Genomic DNA, 14,320 nt, shown 5'->3' with positions numbered 1-14,320 from the left:
TTCAGGCGAAGCTGGTATAGCCTGAAATTGGCTAATGTCCCCTCAACCTACTCTCCTGACCCGTACCGAACGGTATTAGGTAGCTTGGATAGGAACCGGTACAGGTACGGCGCTTTATGTGACGTACCTGACCGTCGTTCAGGCAATCGCTCCAGTTGCCCCGAGGCCAGCATCTTCTTATAAAAATTACGTGAATCAAGCGGGGCACCCAGAATACATTCGTGAAGCCGCTGCAATTCAGGAATCGTAAACTGGTCGGGCAGCAACTGGTTCAGCGGCTGATCGCTGAGCTCCCGGCGCAGTGATTGCAGCGCTACCTCAATGATGTGATTGTGATCGAACAGCAGCCCCGGCACTTCCGGTATATTCCACCAGCGGCATTCGTCGGTCATCAGATCGGGCATCGGCGTTACCAGTGAGTAATTGACAAGGGCATAATACCCAAGGGAAATTGTTCGCTCTGACCACTTTATCCCGTCCAGGGGCATTTTAGTACGCCGCCACGTATCGGCCTGATCGTAGCGGTTCGCATCCCCGAATACATGAAACTGCTTCAGATACAGCTTATCAAGGCCTGTGCGCTCCTGCACGACCCGCTCCGCCGCCGTATCCACCGATTCAAGCTTATAGATAAACCCGCCCGGCAAACTCCACTCATCCGTGCCTTTCCAGCGCAGCAGCAATACTTTCAGCTGATTTTCAGAAAACCCGAAAATCACCCCGTCAATCGACATATAGTGGATGCAATGTTCTGAAACGTGCTGAAAATACTGAACACCCGGATGATTATACTTATTCATGAATTCGCAATAATTTTCGCTTTACGTAAGTTGTACGTAAAGATACAATATGTACTTTTGATGCAAGATAGACTACCTGACCTAAGATACTAAAAATTCTTCCCGATGTTGATGTTACGCTGTTCAGCCCTAATCTGGCTATTGCTGTCTGCGTTCCTGGCGAATGCAGCAAAAGTTGACACCCTGACGATAGACAGCAAGGGTATGAACCGGCAACTGCGAGCGGCCGTAGTGCTGCCGCAATCGTACAAAAAAGCAAAAAAAACGGGATTCCCGGTGCTGTATCTGCTGCATGGTGGTTCGGGTTCATTCAGAGACTGGCTGAGTAAAACGCCCGATAAAGAACTCCTGCACCGCCTCTCCGATCAGTATAACCTGATCATTGTAACCCCCGACGGCGATCCGACAAGCTATTATTTTGACAGCCCGCTGGTTAAAACCAGCCAGTTTGAATCCTTTATTGCTAAGGAACTCATTGAGAAGATTGACGCGACCTACCGGACAATCCCGGAAAAAAAGGGCCGGGTGATTGCCGGACTCAGTATGGGTGGTCACGGAGCCATGTTTATTGCCGCGCGGCATCCCGACTTGTTTGCTGCGGCCGGCAGTATGAGCGGGGTCATGAATATCAACACGGCAACCTGGAAAGTGCCTGCTGATTTTGCCACGTCAAGGGCCGAAAATTTCCGCCGGTTACTGGGTCCGCCTGCCGCCGGAGAAGCCCCCTATCCGGGCATGACACTGGTAACGCTGGCCGATAAACTTAACCAGAATCAACTGCCCCTAATTTTCGATATTGGCGTTGACGATTTTCTGATTGAAACAAACCGCGATCTCCACCAGCGCCTGCTGGCCAACAAAACACCGCACGAATACACGGAGCGCCCCGGGGCGCATACCTGGGAGTACTGGGGTAATGCCCTGCCTTATCAGGTACTCTTTTTCAGTAAGATCCTGAAAGCAAACGGAACCCTGATCCCTTAATCCAATGAAACGTATCCTGCTCACAATGATTACGGTAGCTTCCCTGGCCACCGGATTCCGGAACGTATCCTTACCGGCTGACACACCCATCGCGGTTAGCGGGGGACGAATATCCGGTACTCAAAACGCCAGTGGCGATGTGCGTATCTACAAGGGCATCCCGTTTGCTGCTCCCCCGGTCGGTGACCTGCGCTGGAAAGCTCCTCAGCCGGTAACTCCCTGGACAGGTGTAAAGGCCTGCACTGCTTTCGGCGCGAGTCCGATGCAGGGGAGTCCGGCTCCGTTCGGGCCATGGAGCGCCGAATTCCTGATTCCTAAGGAGCCGATCAGTGAGGATTGTCTGTACCTCAACGTCTGGACACCGGCAAAACCAGCCGGTAAAAAGCAGCCCGTCCTGGTCTGGATTTATGGCGGTGGCTTCTCCAGCGGCGGCAGCGGATGTGCCATCTACGATGGCGAAGCAACGGCGAAGAAAGGGATTGTTTTTGTCAGTATAAATTACCGCGTCGGGCCCTTCGGCTTTCTGGCCCTGCCGGAACTGACCAAAGAATCCGGACACAATGCATCGGGGAACTACGGGCTGATGGATCAGATCGCGGCCTTGCAATGGGTACAGAAAAACATCGCGGCTTTTGGCGGTGATCCGGCCAACGTGACCATCGCCGGGCAATCGGCAGGGTCGATGAGCGTGAATTGTCTGGTAGCCACACCCCTTGCCAGCGGCCTCTTCACGAAAGCCATTGCCCAGAGCGGTGCCAGTTTTACCCGGTCGAATCCGTCACTGGCCGCAGCGGAAGACGCCGGCAAGAAATGGATGGCCGACTTAGGCGTATCTTCCCTGTCCGAACTGCGCGCGAAACCGGCCGCAGAGCTGATGAAAAAATACATGACCGTCCGTGGCCCGATTATCGACGGTTACGTGTTGCCCGGACACATTGCCGACATCTTCAACGCCGGTAAACAAAATAAAATTGCCCTGCTCACCGGCTGGAATGACGACGAAGGGATGAGCGCCGTGAAGAAGCCGGAGGAATTTAAGGCCCAGCTTCAACAGCAGTACGGCGCTAAAGCCGGCGAACTGGCAACGTACTATCCCGCCGGCACGGAAGCCGAATCAGCCCGTTCACAGACGGAACTGTCACGGGATCAGATTTTCGGAGCACAGAACTATAAATGGGCAACGATGGCCAGCGACCAGCATCAGCCGGTGTATGTCTACCGGTTTACCCGCAACATTCCGGCGACGGGCCAGTATGCCGCCTATGGTGCTTTCCATACCGGCGAAGTCGCTTATGCCTATGACAACCTAGCCGCTATCGACAAGACCCTGCGGCCGCTTGATCAGACCGATAACAGGCTGGCGACACAAATGGCCGGTTACTGGGCGAACTTCATTAAAACCGGTAACCCGAACGGCGCGTCACTGCCGACATGGCCGGTGTTCAGTACGCAGCGGCCCAACATTATGGTGCTGGGCGATAACTGTCATCCGGCAACACTAACCGATGCAGCACGGCTTACGTATCTGTTGTCCGTGATGACAAAATAACGTTTACAGTATACAATTCCCTTAACATAAACCGATGAAAACAAACACGTTAATCAAAATGCTTGCTGTTGCCGCATTGCCTTTCGCAACGATGGCGCAGACAACTAAACCGGCAACGGCCCCACTGATCGCCAGCAAGGACGCGGCAGTTGTCGGTACCGAATATGGCAAGGTACGCGGCTATATTCACAACGGCATTTTCACGTTTAAAGGCATTCCCTACGCGAAGGCGAAACGCTTTATGGCCCCGTCGAAACCTGATTCCTGGACGGGTGTCCGCAGTTCAATGAGCTACGGACCGGTATGCCCCCTGATGGATCCGACCACCAGCGTTAGTGACGAATCTGAATTTGTGTTTCATCACGACTGGGGCTATCCGAACGAAGACTGTATGCGCCTCAATATCTGGTCGAAAGGGGTAAACGACGGGAAAAAGCGCCCTGTAATGGTCTGGCTGCACGGCGGCGGCCACACGGCCGGTTCTTCGCAGGAGTTGCCTTCGTATGATGGTGAAAACATCAGTAAAAAAGGAGATGTGGTGTTGGTTTCCATCAACCACCGGCTGAATATTCTTGGTTTTATGGACCTCTCGGCCTACGGTGATAAATACAAGGCGTCGCCAAACAACAGTGTCTATGACATGATTGCCGCTCTGAAATGGGTTAAAGCTAACATTGCCAGCTTTGGCGGTGATCCTGACAACGTAACGATTTTCGGTCAATCAGGCGGCGGCGGTAAGGTGAATACGCTCCTGAATACCCCGTCGGCAAAAGGCCTGTTCAGCAAGGCAATTATCCAGAGCGGCGGTCTCGGATTACAGTTTAATGATCAGGCTACTACCAGAAAAATCAGTGCACTGGTGCTGGAAGAGCTGAATCTGAAACCCGAGCAGGTGGATTCACTGCAAACCATCTCGTTTGAGAAACTCGTTGCAGCCGGTAAAAAAGCAGTGCAGACGGCACAGGCGCAACTGGCGAAAGAAGGTAAGCCGATGGGCCCGTTCGGATGGTCGTGGGCACCGGTGTTCGACGGCGATTTACTGCCGTACCAACCTGTTTCGGCTGAGGCAAAGGCAATTTCTGCCAATGTGCCGCTGCTGATCGGCTCGACTAAAAATGAGTTTGCCCCGTTTTTCGGCATGGGTGCCGGTCCGGTGAATTCAATGGACGATGTAAAAAATGCGCTGAAGAAGCAGTACGGGGAAAAGGCGGATGCCTACATTGCCGCCGTCAAAAAAGCCTATCCTGAAACACAAAAACCAGAGGATTACCTGAATGTGGACGACATGTTCCGCCGCAGTGCCATCAAAATGGCTGACCTGAAAGCCGCCTCACCAGCCCCGGTCTACATGTACCTGTTTGCGTGGCAGTCACCGGTAGTAGACGGCAAATACAAGTCACTGCACTGCATGGAAATCCCGTTTGTGTTTGATAACATTGCGCGCTGTGAAGAAATGACGGGTGGTGGAAAAGAGGCGTATGTTCTGGCAGAAAAAATGAGTCAGTCGTGGATCAACTTTGCCAGAACCGGCAATCCGGGCCATAAAGGTTTACCAAACTGGCAAAAATATACCCCGCAGAACGGTGCTGCCATGATCTTCGATAACCAGTGTGTTGAGAAGGCACACCATGACAAGGACATTCTGGCCATTGCGCCTGACCGAGCGCTTTAATCAACACGGACCGGTCAGGCATGGCCGGTCTTTTTTTCTCATCCACTATGCTTGCCCTTACCGGATTTGCCACTATCGGCATTTTTCTGATACTGATCATAACCAAACGGCTGTCTGTTATAACGGCACTGGTGCTTGTGCCACTCGTCATGGGCTTTGTTGCGGGCATTCAGCCCAAAGAGCTCGGGGAAATGATGCTGGCCGGTATCAAGCAGGTTGCCCCGACGGGTATACTGCTGATGTTTGCAGTGCTTTATTTCGCGACAATGCTCGATGCGGGCCTTTTTGACCCGATCATCGCGGGGATTGTGCGGTATGTGCAGGGAGATCCGCTGAAAGTAATTGTCGGTACGGCCATCCTGACCATGATTGTGCACCTCGACGGCGACGGTACAGCCACGTTTATGATCGTACTGTCTGCCTTTCTGCCCGTTTACCGCCGGCTGGGTATCCGGAAAACGGTTTTGCCCGGTATCGTGGCCCTCAGTGTTGGTCCGCTCCACCTGGTGCCCTGGTCGGGGACTTCGGCAAGGGCCATTTCGACCCTGAAAACAGAAGCCAATCTGCTCTTTAACCCGAATATTCCGGCTATCGCAGCGGGAATATGCTGGGTCCTGTTTGTGGCTTACTGGCTGGGGAAGCAGGAGCGCAAACGCATTGGCATTCAGCCGCTCGACTATGTACATCACGAGAATCTAACCGAAAGTCAGCGCCAGTTACGCCGGCCTAAACTGATCATTGTTAACGCTTTGCTTACGATTGGCTTGTTGGTCAGCCTCATCAAAGGCTGGGTACCGACCCCGGTTCTATTTGTTGTGGCGGCTATGCTGGCCCTGCTGATTAATTATCCTAAATTAGCTGATCAGCAAAAAGTGCTGAAAGGACACGGTACCAATATTTTTATGGTGTCGGGCATGATTTTCGCCGCAGGGGTATTTTCCGGCATACTGACAGGCGCGAAAATGATTGATGCGATGGCCACCTCACTGGTCTCACTCATTCCCGAACAACACGCCTCTCTGCTGCCAACCCTGACGGCCATAACCAGCATGCCGGCCAGTCTGTTATTTACGCCCGATGCCTATTATTTCGGGGTAGTGCCGATTCTGAGCCAGACGGCCACGCAGTTCGGCATCGATCCGCTGGAAATCGGCAGGGCTGCGCTGTTAGGACAAATGACGGTCGGGTTTCCGGTTAGTCCGTTAACCGCGTCGACCTTTTTGCTCGTCGGACTCGCAGAAGTGGAGTTAGGAGAGCACCAGAAATTTACCATTAAGTGGGCGCTGGGCACCACACTGGTCATGACCCTGGCCGCCTTGTTAACCGGTTCAATCAGTATCTGAGTAATTGTATGGCAAACACGATCCGAATTGGCTGCGGGGCAGGTTTTTCCGGCGACCGGCTCGAACCCGCCCTGATGCTGGCCGAACAGGGAGCACTGGATTATCTGGTGCTCGAATGCCTGGCTGAACGCACCATCGCGCTGGCCCAGAAACGCAAACGCCTGTATCCTGATCTGGGCTATGATCCGCTGCTCGAACGGCGGCTCCGGCTGCTGCTGACGGCGCTGGTTGCCAATAAGGTCCGGCTGATTACCAACATGGGGGCGGCCAATCCGCTGGCAGCCGGCCAGAAAGTCATTGCCATTGCCCGTCAGCTGAACCTGAGTCTGACCGTTGCCGTAGTGACCGGTGATGATGTGCTCTCCCTGCTGACCGGCGACGAACCCGCATTGGAAACAGGTAACCCGATCCGGTCGGCGGGTCCGATTTTATCGGCCAATGCGTATCTGGGGATCGACGCTGTTTTACCGGCGCTGGCAACGGATGCACTGGTAATCATTACCGGCCGTGTAGCGGACCCCTCGCTGTTCGTCGCGCCGCTGGTGTATGAATTTGGCTGGGCGACTGATGATTACAACCGGCTGGGACAGGGTACGGTTATCGGGCATTTACTCGAATGTGCCGGCCAACTGACGGGTGGTTATTTTGTCGATCCGTTGAGCAAACCGGTCCCGAACATGGAAAACCTCGGGCATCCGTTCGCCGATGTATCGTCGGACGGCACGGCTGTTTTTGGTAAAGTGTACGGTACCGGGGGGCAACTCTCGCTGATGACCGCCAAAGAGCAGTTGTTGTACGAAGTGATGGATCCAGGCCGGTACATAACTCCGGACGTTATTGCCGATTTTACCGGTGTATTTCTTACCGAAGCTGGTCCCAACCTGATTCAGGCAACGGGCGGAACGGGCGTTCAGCGTCCGGAAACGCTCAAGGTCAGTGTCGGTTATGACGCCGGTTTTATCGGGGAAGGCGAACTGTCTTATGGAGGTCCTGCTGCCGAGCAGCGGGCTGTGCTGGCCGGCAGCATTATCCGGAAACGCATCGGCCATCTTTTTGATGATCTGCGCATTGACCTGATTGGCTCCACAGCGGCACACCGGACCTATTTCGGTGAATCGTCGCCGTACGACGTCCGGCTCCGGGTGGCCGGCAAAACGTCCTCACGCGAGCTGGCGGCGTTAATCGGTCAGGAAGTTGAAGCACTGTATACCAATGGACCGGCGGGCGGCGGCGGCGCCCGGAAATACCTGCACGAAGTTGTCGGCATTGTGTCTGCAACCCTTGACCGGCACCGCATCAACCCGCAACTGACGATTTTAAAAACTTCCTGACCGCATGGCAGCCTTTTATACCTTTAACACAAAGACATTATACGACATTGCCCACGCCCGGGCGGGCGACAAAGGCAACACGTTAACCCTGTCACTGTTTCCTTATAACCCTAAGGATTTTGAACTGCTGAAAGAACAATGTACGGCCGAACGGGTAAGCGAACACCTGTCAGAAGTAGTCAGCGGTAACATTACCCGCTACGAGTTACCGAACCTGCCGGCGCTGCATTTTGTGTGTGAAAATGCCTTGCTTGGCGGTGTTACCACGTCGACAGCCATCGACCCGCACGGCAAAACGCTGAGTTATGCGCTGCTGGCGATGGAAATCGACGTAGAGCCTTTCAGAGACGCGTTAAATAATCAGCAATAACATTACTCTCTCCGCTGATTCGTTCAGCAACCCATGCCAGCGCGGCAATAGATGCCAGTGATGCGCCTGTCAGCCGGAATACCGAGTAGTAGCGGGTGCGGCTCAGGAGCATCAGCCACGGTATGGTGACAGCGATAATGGCCAGCTGCATGCACTCAATGCCCAGGTTAAATCCAAGAATGCTGAGTACCAGGCGGGTTGGATCAAGCTGTAAATCCAGCATGGTATTCGCAAAGGCAAGTCCGTGGATCAGACCGAAACCACCGGCAATCCACGCCTCACGACCCGCAAATACGGGTTTTATGGCATGAACAGCCGAAACCAGAATCGACACCGCGATCAGCACTTCGATCGGTTGAGCCGAAATGGCAACCCAGCCAAGGGCACCGGCCAGCAGTGTCAGCGAATGGCCGGCGGTAAAAGCCGTCACGATCAGCAACAACCGCTTCAACGCAAAGCGAACGCCCCCGAACGCCAACCACCGGCGTTTATCGTACAGCAGTGGCGCCGGTAACAGCAGTACCAGTAAAAACAGCAGGTGGTCAGTGCCTTCGGCAATGTGTTCACGGCCCAGCGTAAACATGGCCACAAATCCCGTCCACCAGCTTCCAGACTGTAACCGGACGACAAATGGCTTTACTTTTTCCGTCTCGATATCCAGGTCAATGACGCCCAGCCCGACGGGAGGTTGTCCGGTGGTGATTCCCCGCTCCCAGTCCTGCGCTACCGATACCAGAATCCGGTGCGTCACGACCTGATGGATGATCGCATCGTAGTTGAAGATAAATTGTCGCGTTGTCGCTCCGGCAGGAGGCACGAGTGTTACCTGGGCCAGCAGCTCCTTATAGGTACCCGAAACCGGCGTTTGCGTTTGCTCAACCCGCAGCTCGCCGACGAACACCTGCCACGGCCGGTGATCCATTGTTGCGGGCCGGATGTGTTGCATCAGGTAGTCCTTCAGCAAAGGGCCCAGCCGCTGAATGAGGTTGTCAGAGCGGTCGTTTACCCCGTGTCCGATCGCAGCCTGAAGTTCGACCAGCGGCATTTGCAGTTCAGCCTCCACGGATGCAGGGTGTACGTTCAGCAGCACCATACTGTTTGGCATCGGATGACCGGTCACGTTGTTTGCCAGCAGGCCTAAAAGCAACAGGCACCGGAAAAAGACTTTCCGGTGCTGTTTCGTGGACTGGTTAATTGCCGCCATAATCGCCGGTACGGTCACGCCAGACAGAATGCGGATGCGGTGTATTCCGGATAACAATACCCCCCTGGTACGAAAACTCAATCCAGACATTCGGTCCGTCAATCCGGATATAATCGTTTTGCTGGGTGACTGTTGCCGTACCGGAATACGAGATGTACGTGTTATCTAACTCGGCGGTATACTTTGCCAGTACGGTTGCCGCCGTTTCGGCATCCAGGTCATTCACATACAGCTTAATGGCGTTTAACACCAGTGTTTTTTTAGCGGCCGACAGATCACCGGCTTTCACACCAGACTTTGTTGTCGGGAATTTGCCGTCCTGCCCCGGACCCAGCAAAATATCCGAAAAGGTAGACGAGAGTTTTGCCGTTGCCAGTTCAGAAGCACTCAAACCACCCAGAAGATCGGCAAATGCCTGACGTTCCTGTTCGACCGGTTGCCAGCTTCGGCCATTCTGTGTAAAGGAGGCCATCGGCTCAACAGCGCGGAACGATGGGGTAACGCCGGTAATTTTACCGCCATTATACGTATTGGCCATTGTATAATGGTGCCCGCCAAACTGAAGCTCCCAAAGGCCCGTTGTGCTCGGTGTGCCAAGGAATGCCATGTAGAAATAACCGTAGCCGTAGGTAGATGCCCCGCCGCCATTTACTCCCAGATAATCATCCGCGGCCAGGCCTCCTTCCATTTCGTCGTATCCCTCATTGGTCACCGACGGAGCCAGTACGGCAGCCAGTAACGCTTTAGCCGCCGCCAGCTGCGTTGTGCTCAGCGCCCCGAAGTTCAGGCCGACCCGTTTTTCGGAATACAGTGCCTGTGGCAGGTTTGACCAGCGGACGGCATTTGCCTTGGTGTAGGTAAGCTGCAGCGCCGCCAGCTGTGTTGACGACAACGTGGCTTTAAACGCTTCTGCCAGACACACAATCTTTGCCAGCCCCGTTGCTGATGTGCAATTGGTCGTGGTCCCGCCGGTCGCTCCGGCAGCCACGGTCAGGGCCAAAGTACAGGTCTGACCACCAACGGATAAAGCAAAGGTAGCCGTTCCCTGACTGGCAGGCGTTCCGGTGATCGCAACGATCAGATTTCCGGCACCGCTGGCCAGCGTACCCGCCTGCAAGGTTGCATTCAGGCCGGTAACCCCACTGGATGCAATGGCCGTACCGGCCGCATAAACCGCCCCGTTACCACCGGTATACGGCACGGTGGCAGTTCCGGTATACGCCGTACCGGATGCGGCAGTTGCTGAAAAAACGGTGCTACTGCACGACAGGGCACCGATACTGGCGGTTGCCGGGGTTACGGCCGTTGACGAGTCATCCTTTTTACAGGAGTCAATCAGCAGAATACAGGCAAGGAGGGCTGTCAAAAGCCCTGTTGTTGAGTGACGAACCATTCAGATTTGTTTTTAGATTGCAGGATCACGGAAAATCAGGTACCCTGTAGCGGGTACAGGTTTACAATGCAAATTACCGCATACCCGATGCAACGGCAGGCGACAAATCGTCGTATTAAGGATAAGAAATAAACATCCCTTCCATGAGCCACAATCGTATTACCCATTATGACGGACTGTATGGTGAACATAACGCACGCCCGGATTCGGATTACATTTTTTCCGAATTGCTGGAAACCCGCAGTGCGACGTTTGACTGGGTCGTAAAGCCGCACCTGCATACGCGGCTGTATCAGCTTTTTTTCCTTAAAACCGGTAAAGTCACGTTTCAGGATGCAACAGGTGTCCTTTTGTTAGATACCCCGTGTCTGCTCTTTATACCGCCCTCAGCGCTGCACGGACTTGAGTATTCTCCCGACACGACAGGTCATATTCTTACCATTGCCGATTCGCTGGTTGAATCGCTGTTTTCTGTGTCAACACCGGTTCAGATTACTCTTTCCCGCATCCACCGGATTGAGCAGGCGACCGATAGCCAGGCATTTACGGAGTTGCTCCGGATTTTTGAACGGCTTGATGAAGAGATTTTCGGGCAAGCGCCGGAATACAGGCTTATGATCAGAGCCCATTTATCCGGGCTCTGGATTCAGCTCTACCGGCTGATCAAAGATAGGCATGACGTAGTTAACCGTGACCAGTCCCCTTCGCTGACCCACTTCCGGCATTTTCAGAAACTGATCAAACAGGCTACCTACCCTAAAAGTATTCCTGACTTTGCCGATGAACTGAATATCAGCGCGGTACACCTGAACCGCATTTGTCAGTCTGTTGTCGGGAAGTCGGCACTTGATTTGATCCAGGAGCACCAGATTGAGGAGGCTAAGAAATACCTCCGTTATACCTCGTATTCAATTTCTGAAATTGCCTTTCTCCTGAAATTTGAATACCCGAATTATTTTGCCAAACTTTTCCGGAAAATTACGGGCATGTCACCCAAAGCGTTCCGCGAAAACCAGCTGGCAGAACCCGCCTGACGTAGTTCAACTCATGTATGAATCAAGGCAATACCTGATCTGCTCATGCCGAAGCGGCTGGTCTGGCTCTGAGCATGATACTTTACTGCATAATACCCGCCGGAATAAATACCTCGCCGCGGCTGATCAGGCGTGCGGTCCGGACAACACCGGATTTTTTAACAGTCACACCTGTTTCTCCCTGTTCAAATTCAAACGTTATAGTAAACGCGCCGAGCGGATGCTCCACCGAGTAACCGGTATCGGTATGGTCCGGCAGTTGAGCAACCCCGTCAGCCACCGTTCCCGGCAATAAACACGCCGTGGCCGTGGACACCGCACTCAGCACCCCGATGGCTTCGTGACACGAGAAAGGCGTAAAGGTTCGGGTATGCACAATACCACCCGTTACCGGCGGGGCAATAAGGCACATTTTCGGGACCGTCTTCTGCCGGACATCCCCCAGATTCATTAACCACCCTGCTTCATGACGAATGACCTCAAGTCTGGCTTTTAACTCCTCATTGGCATTCAGAACGGCAGGGCTTTCGTAGCCTGTAATCTCCAGCGCAGCAGCGCGGATCAGCACCTGCGGCATTCCGTTATCAATACAGGTAACGGCGATGCCATCGAGTATATCCATGGCATGGCCGGTTGGCAGCAATGCGCCGCAGCCGGATCCAACGGTATCTTCATAATTGCACAGCACCGGCGCACCCGTCCCCGGTACCCCGTCAATCGTTACGTCGCCGGCATAGTTGACCGCACCGTCCGGGGTCTGTACAACCACTTCGCAACGCCCACCGGTATTAACCAGATGGACTCTTGCCGCTGTTTTAGAGCCGGTTACGGGAAAAAGTCCTTTTTCAATGGCAAACGGCACCACTGCTGCCAGCAGATTTCCGCAACTTTGGGAGTCGGCAACCGTACCCTTGCCAATCACTACTTGTAAAAAATAATAATCCAGATCGGCTCCCGCATGTGTGGACGGACTCACAACCGCTACCTTACTGGTCAGCGTAGTTCCGCCGCCCATGCCGTCGATCTGCCGCACATCGCCTTCGCCTACACCCTCCATGATGGCCAGCAGCACGCGGTTACGGATAACCGGGTCGGCGGGCAGGTCAGACGCCAGCAGGAAAATGCCTTTCGAGCTCCCGCCCCGAAACTGCATGTAGGGAATAGCACGCTGCATGGTTTTACCGGTTATTTTCGCGGATCAGTTTTTGTAAATTTTCAAGGGTAGCCGCTGACATAACCGGCTCAATATCCCTGGCCTGAAGCATTGCTACAACAGCCTCCATCTCATGACTCCGGCGGACAGCATGTATCCGGCTACCGGTAAGAAACCGGTCGATCAGTTCATCATTGCCGCCAATTACCGAGCTGATCTGTGCGCGGACATATGGCTCTAGGCCGTGCGCTTTTCCCGCCTCAACGGCTTCGACAATGACCGCCGCCACCCCTTTGTAAACAATAGACCGCAGTAATTTCAACGTCGAGGCGTCTCCAACTTCCATGCCCAGCATGGTAATGTCGAGATTCAGCCCGTTCAGGGTTTCCGTAAACAAAGCTGCCCCGGGACCAGAGGCAAGAAACGGCGTTAGTATACCTTTCGGCGGAACCGGCGCCATAATTGCCAGATCGACAAACTGCACACCGGACGGAGCCAGCAGCCGGGCAATTTCCGTTTTCTTTTCCGGACCCGAGGTATTCATCTCGGCGTATAGATGGCGGCTTGTCAGGTACGGAAACACCTCCGCAGCAACCGTAACAGAAACCGCGGAGAGGTTGACGCTGAGTACAATGCCGGCCTGCTGAACCGCCGCTGCATTACTGTCCATCAGGTTAACCCCCGGGTGCAACGGGTAGCGAGGCGCCGGATCGAAGCCATAAACACTAACGCCCCGGTCTGCCAGGTCATTGGCAAACCGGCTACCGGCCTCTCCTAAACCCAAAACAGCTATTTTCATTTGTTGTGTCATCAGTTAATCCGGATTAAACTCCCTAATCATCACCGGCCTTCCTCCCATACCCCCCCGGATGAAGGCTCCAGTCTTATTCCCAGCCATAAATCTGAAGTGAGGTTTTCCCCTCGCGAAGCTGCGCCCGAACCCATTCTTCGCGTGCCTCACGGGCTTTGGCCTTCTCGATGGTATCGGCTATGCGTTCATGCGGCACGACCACAACACCATCCCGGTCGCCGACAATAATATCGCCGGGGCGGATGAGCACGTCACCGATAACAATCGGTTCATTCAGAGATCCATCCCCGTGATTCGACGTGCCCCGAATGCACAGGCCACGGCTGAAAACGGGAAAACCCATTGCCTCAATATCATCGGCATCACGCACGCAGGCATCAATGACAAGGCCGTTGATCCCTTTCGTTTTAGCGCCTAAACTCATCAGATCGCCCCAGTAACCGGCTTCGTAAAACCCTGAACAAGAGGACACCAGCACAGATCCGGCCGGGGCGTACGCATAGGCGCGGTGCAGCAACAGGTTGTCCCGCGGCATCGTACTGACCGTATACGCAGGACCGCAAACCCGCATCGAGGCACTGACCGGCTTGATCGCTGAAGGCAGATTACCGGTCTTACCCATAGCTTCATGCAGCGTTGCAGCTGAAAATTCTGCTAGTTTCTGGTATAGCTCCAT

General features: G+C 54.1%; 13 protein-coding genes. 7 read left to right on the top strand and 6 right to left on the bottom strand.

All coding sequences use genetic code 11. From position 1 onward, the window contains the following. Window positions 1-47 precede the first annotated feature (47 nt). Window positions 48-800 carry an NUDIX hydrolase gene (locus tag AC23NW_RS16460; protein WP_487450728.1) on the bottom strand — a complete coding sequence of 251 codons (753 nt, stop codon included), beginning with the start codon at window positions 798-800 and terminating at the stop codon, window positions 48-50. A gap of 111 nt (window positions 801-911) precedes the next feature. Between AC23NW_RS16460 and AC23NW_RS16455 the strand changes: the two genes are divergently transcribed. From AC23NW_RS16455 to AC23NW_RS16430, 6 genes are read left to right on the top strand one after another with little or no spacing between them, the layout of a single operon-like run. Further along, entirely contained in the window at window positions 912-1,784 is an 873-nt protein-coding gene (locus AC23NW_RS16455; RefSeq protein ID WP_487450727.1) for an alpha/beta hydrolase, read from the top strand. 4 nt (window positions 1,785-1,788) lie between these two features. Continuing rightward, complete coding sequence (locus AC23NW_RS16450; protein ID WP_487450726.1) at window positions 1,789-3,333, top strand: carboxylesterase/lipase family protein; 1,545 nt, start codon at window positions 1,789-1,791, stop codon at window positions 3,331-3,333. A gap of 58 nt (window positions 3,334-3,391) precedes the next feature. Next, window positions 3,392-5,005: a carboxylesterase/lipase family protein gene (locus AC23NW_RS16445; protein WP_487450725.1), complete on the top strand. Its 1,614-nt coding sequence runs from the start codon at window positions 3,392-3,394 to the stop codon at window positions 5,003-5,005. Window positions 5,006-5,052: 47 nt separating this feature from the next. Next, a complete protein-coding gene (locus tag AC23NW_RS16440; RefSeq protein WP_487450724.1) occupies window positions 5,053-6,348 on the top strand; it encodes a CitMHS family transporter in 1,296 nt (431 codons plus the stop codon). Between the two features lie 8 nt (window positions 6,349-6,356). After that, complete coding sequence (locus tag AC23NW_RS16435) at window positions 6,357-7,679, top strand: acyclic terpene utilization AtuA family protein (protein ID WP_487450723.1); 1,323 nt, start codon at window positions 6,357-6,359, stop codon at window positions 7,677-7,679. A gap of 4 nt (window positions 7,680-7,683) precedes the next feature. Further along, window positions 7,684-8,049, top strand: coding sequence for an AtuA-related protein (locus AC23NW_RS16430; protein WP_487450722.1), 366 nt, complete (start codon window positions 7,684-7,686; stop codon window positions 8,047-8,049). On the opposite strand, the gene AC23NW_RS16425 is transcribed toward AC23NW_RS16430, so the two are convergent. Further along, on the bottom strand, window positions 8,021-9,253 hold the full coding sequence (locus AC23NW_RS16425) for a HupE/UreJ family protein (RefSeq protein WP_487450721.1): 1,233 nt from the start codon (window positions 9,251-9,253) through the stop codon (window positions 8,021-8,023). The genes AC23NW_RS16430 and AC23NW_RS16425 overlap by 29 nt on opposite strands. Continuing rightward, window positions 9,240-10,646: a DUF3500 domain-containing protein gene (locus tag AC23NW_RS16420; protein ID WP_487450720.1), complete on the bottom strand. Its 1,407-nt coding sequence runs from the start codon at window positions 10,644-10,646 to the stop codon at window positions 9,240-9,242. The genes AC23NW_RS16425 and AC23NW_RS16420 overlap by 14 nt, the downstream gene beginning before the upstream one ends. Before the next feature lie 143 nt (window positions 10,647-10,789). On the opposite strand from AC23NW_RS16420, the gene AC23NW_RS16415 reads away from it, so the two are divergent. Then, window positions 10,790-11,680, top strand: a complete 891-nt coding sequence (locus AC23NW_RS16415; RefSeq protein WP_487450719.1) for a helix-turn-helix domain-containing protein — start codon at window positions 10,790-10,792, stop codon at window positions 11,678-11,680. Window positions 11,681-11,762: 82 nt separating this feature from the next. Here the strand turns inward: AC23NW_RS16415 and AC23NW_RS16410 are convergent, their stop codons facing one another. The 3 genes from AC23NW_RS16410 to AC23NW_RS16400 all read right to left on the bottom strand — a co-directional run bounded on the left by AC23NW_RS16410 (window position 11,763) and on the right by AC23NW_RS16400 (window position 14,320). Continuing rightward, window positions 11,763-12,854 (bottom strand): 4-oxalomesaconate tautomerase, encoded by a 1,092-nt coding sequence (locus tag AC23NW_RS16410; RefSeq protein WP_487450718.1) that lies wholly within the window; start codon window positions 12,852-12,854, stop codon window positions 11,763-11,765. 4 nt (window positions 12,855-12,858) lie between these two features. Beyond that, window positions 12,859-13,632 (bottom strand): NAD(P)-dependent oxidoreductase, encoded by a 774-nt coding sequence (locus AC23NW_RS16405; protein ID WP_487450717.1) that lies wholly within the window; start codon window positions 13,630-13,632, stop codon window positions 12,859-12,861. 85 nt (window positions 13,633-13,717) lie between these two features. Beyond that, a complete protein-coding gene (locus tag AC23NW_RS16400) occupies window positions 13,718-14,320 on the bottom strand; it encodes a 4-carboxy-4-hydroxy-2-oxoadipate aldolase/oxaloacetate decarboxylase (RefSeq protein ID WP_487450716.1) in 603 nt (200 codons plus the stop codon).

This window comes from Arsenicibacter sp. R0_47, assembly GCF_057652235.1.
The sequence above is the reverse complement of the archived record's forward strand: the minus strand, read 5'-3'. Positions and strand labels throughout refer to the sequence as shown.

Bases quoted from the DNA above. Each gene is read 5' to 3' on its own strand.
- AC23NW_RS16460 (WP_487450728.1), bottom strand. From the start codon at position 800: ATGAATAAGTATAATCATCCGGGTGTTCAGTATTTTCAGCACGTTTCA.
- AC23NW_RS16455 (WP_487450727.1), top strand. From the start codon at position 912: ATGTTACGCTGTTCAGCCCTAATCTGGCTATTGCTGTCTGCGTTCCTG.
- AC23NW_RS16450 (WP_487450726.1), top strand. From the start codon at position 1,789: ATGAAACGTATCCTGCTCACAATGATTACGGTAGCTTCCCTGGCCACC.
- AC23NW_RS16445 (WP_487450725.1), top strand. From the start codon at position 3,392: ATGCTTGCTGTTGCCGCATTGCCTTTCGCAACGATGGCGCAGACAACT.
- AC23NW_RS16440 (WP_487450724.1), top strand. From the start codon at position 5,053: ATGCTTGCCCTTACCGGATTTGCCACTATCGGCATTTTTCTGATACTG.
- AC23NW_RS16435 (WP_487450723.1), top strand. From the start codon at position 6,357: ATGGCAAACACGATCCGAATTGGCTGCGGGGCAGGTTTTTCCGGCGAC.
- AC23NW_RS16430 (WP_487450722.1), top strand. From the start codon at position 7,684: ATGGCAGCCTTTTATACCTTTAACACAAAGACATTATACGACATTGCC.
- AC23NW_RS16425 (WP_487450721.1), bottom strand. From the start codon at position 9,253: ATGGCGGCAATTAACCAGTCCACGAAACAGCACCGGAAAGTCTTTTTC.
- AC23NW_RS16420 (WP_487450720.1), bottom strand. From the start codon at position 10,646: ATGGTTCGTCACTCAACAACAGGGCTTTTGACAGCCCTCCTTGCCTGT.
- AC23NW_RS16415 (WP_487450719.1), top strand. From the start codon at position 10,790: ATGAGCCACAATCGTATTACCCATTATGACGGACTGTATGGTGAACAT.
- AC23NW_RS16410 (WP_487450718.1), bottom strand. From the start codon at position 12,854: ATGCAGCGTGCTATTCCCTACATGCAGTTTCGGGGCGGGAGCTCGAAA.
- AC23NW_RS16405 (WP_487450717.1), bottom strand. From the start codon at position 13,632: ATGAAAATAGCTGTTTTGGGTTTAGGAGAGGCCGGTAGCCGGTTTGCC.
- AC23NW_RS16400 (WP_487450716.1), bottom strand. From the start codon at position 14,320: ATGGAGCTATACCAGAAACTAGCAGAATTTTCAGCTGCAACGCTGCAT.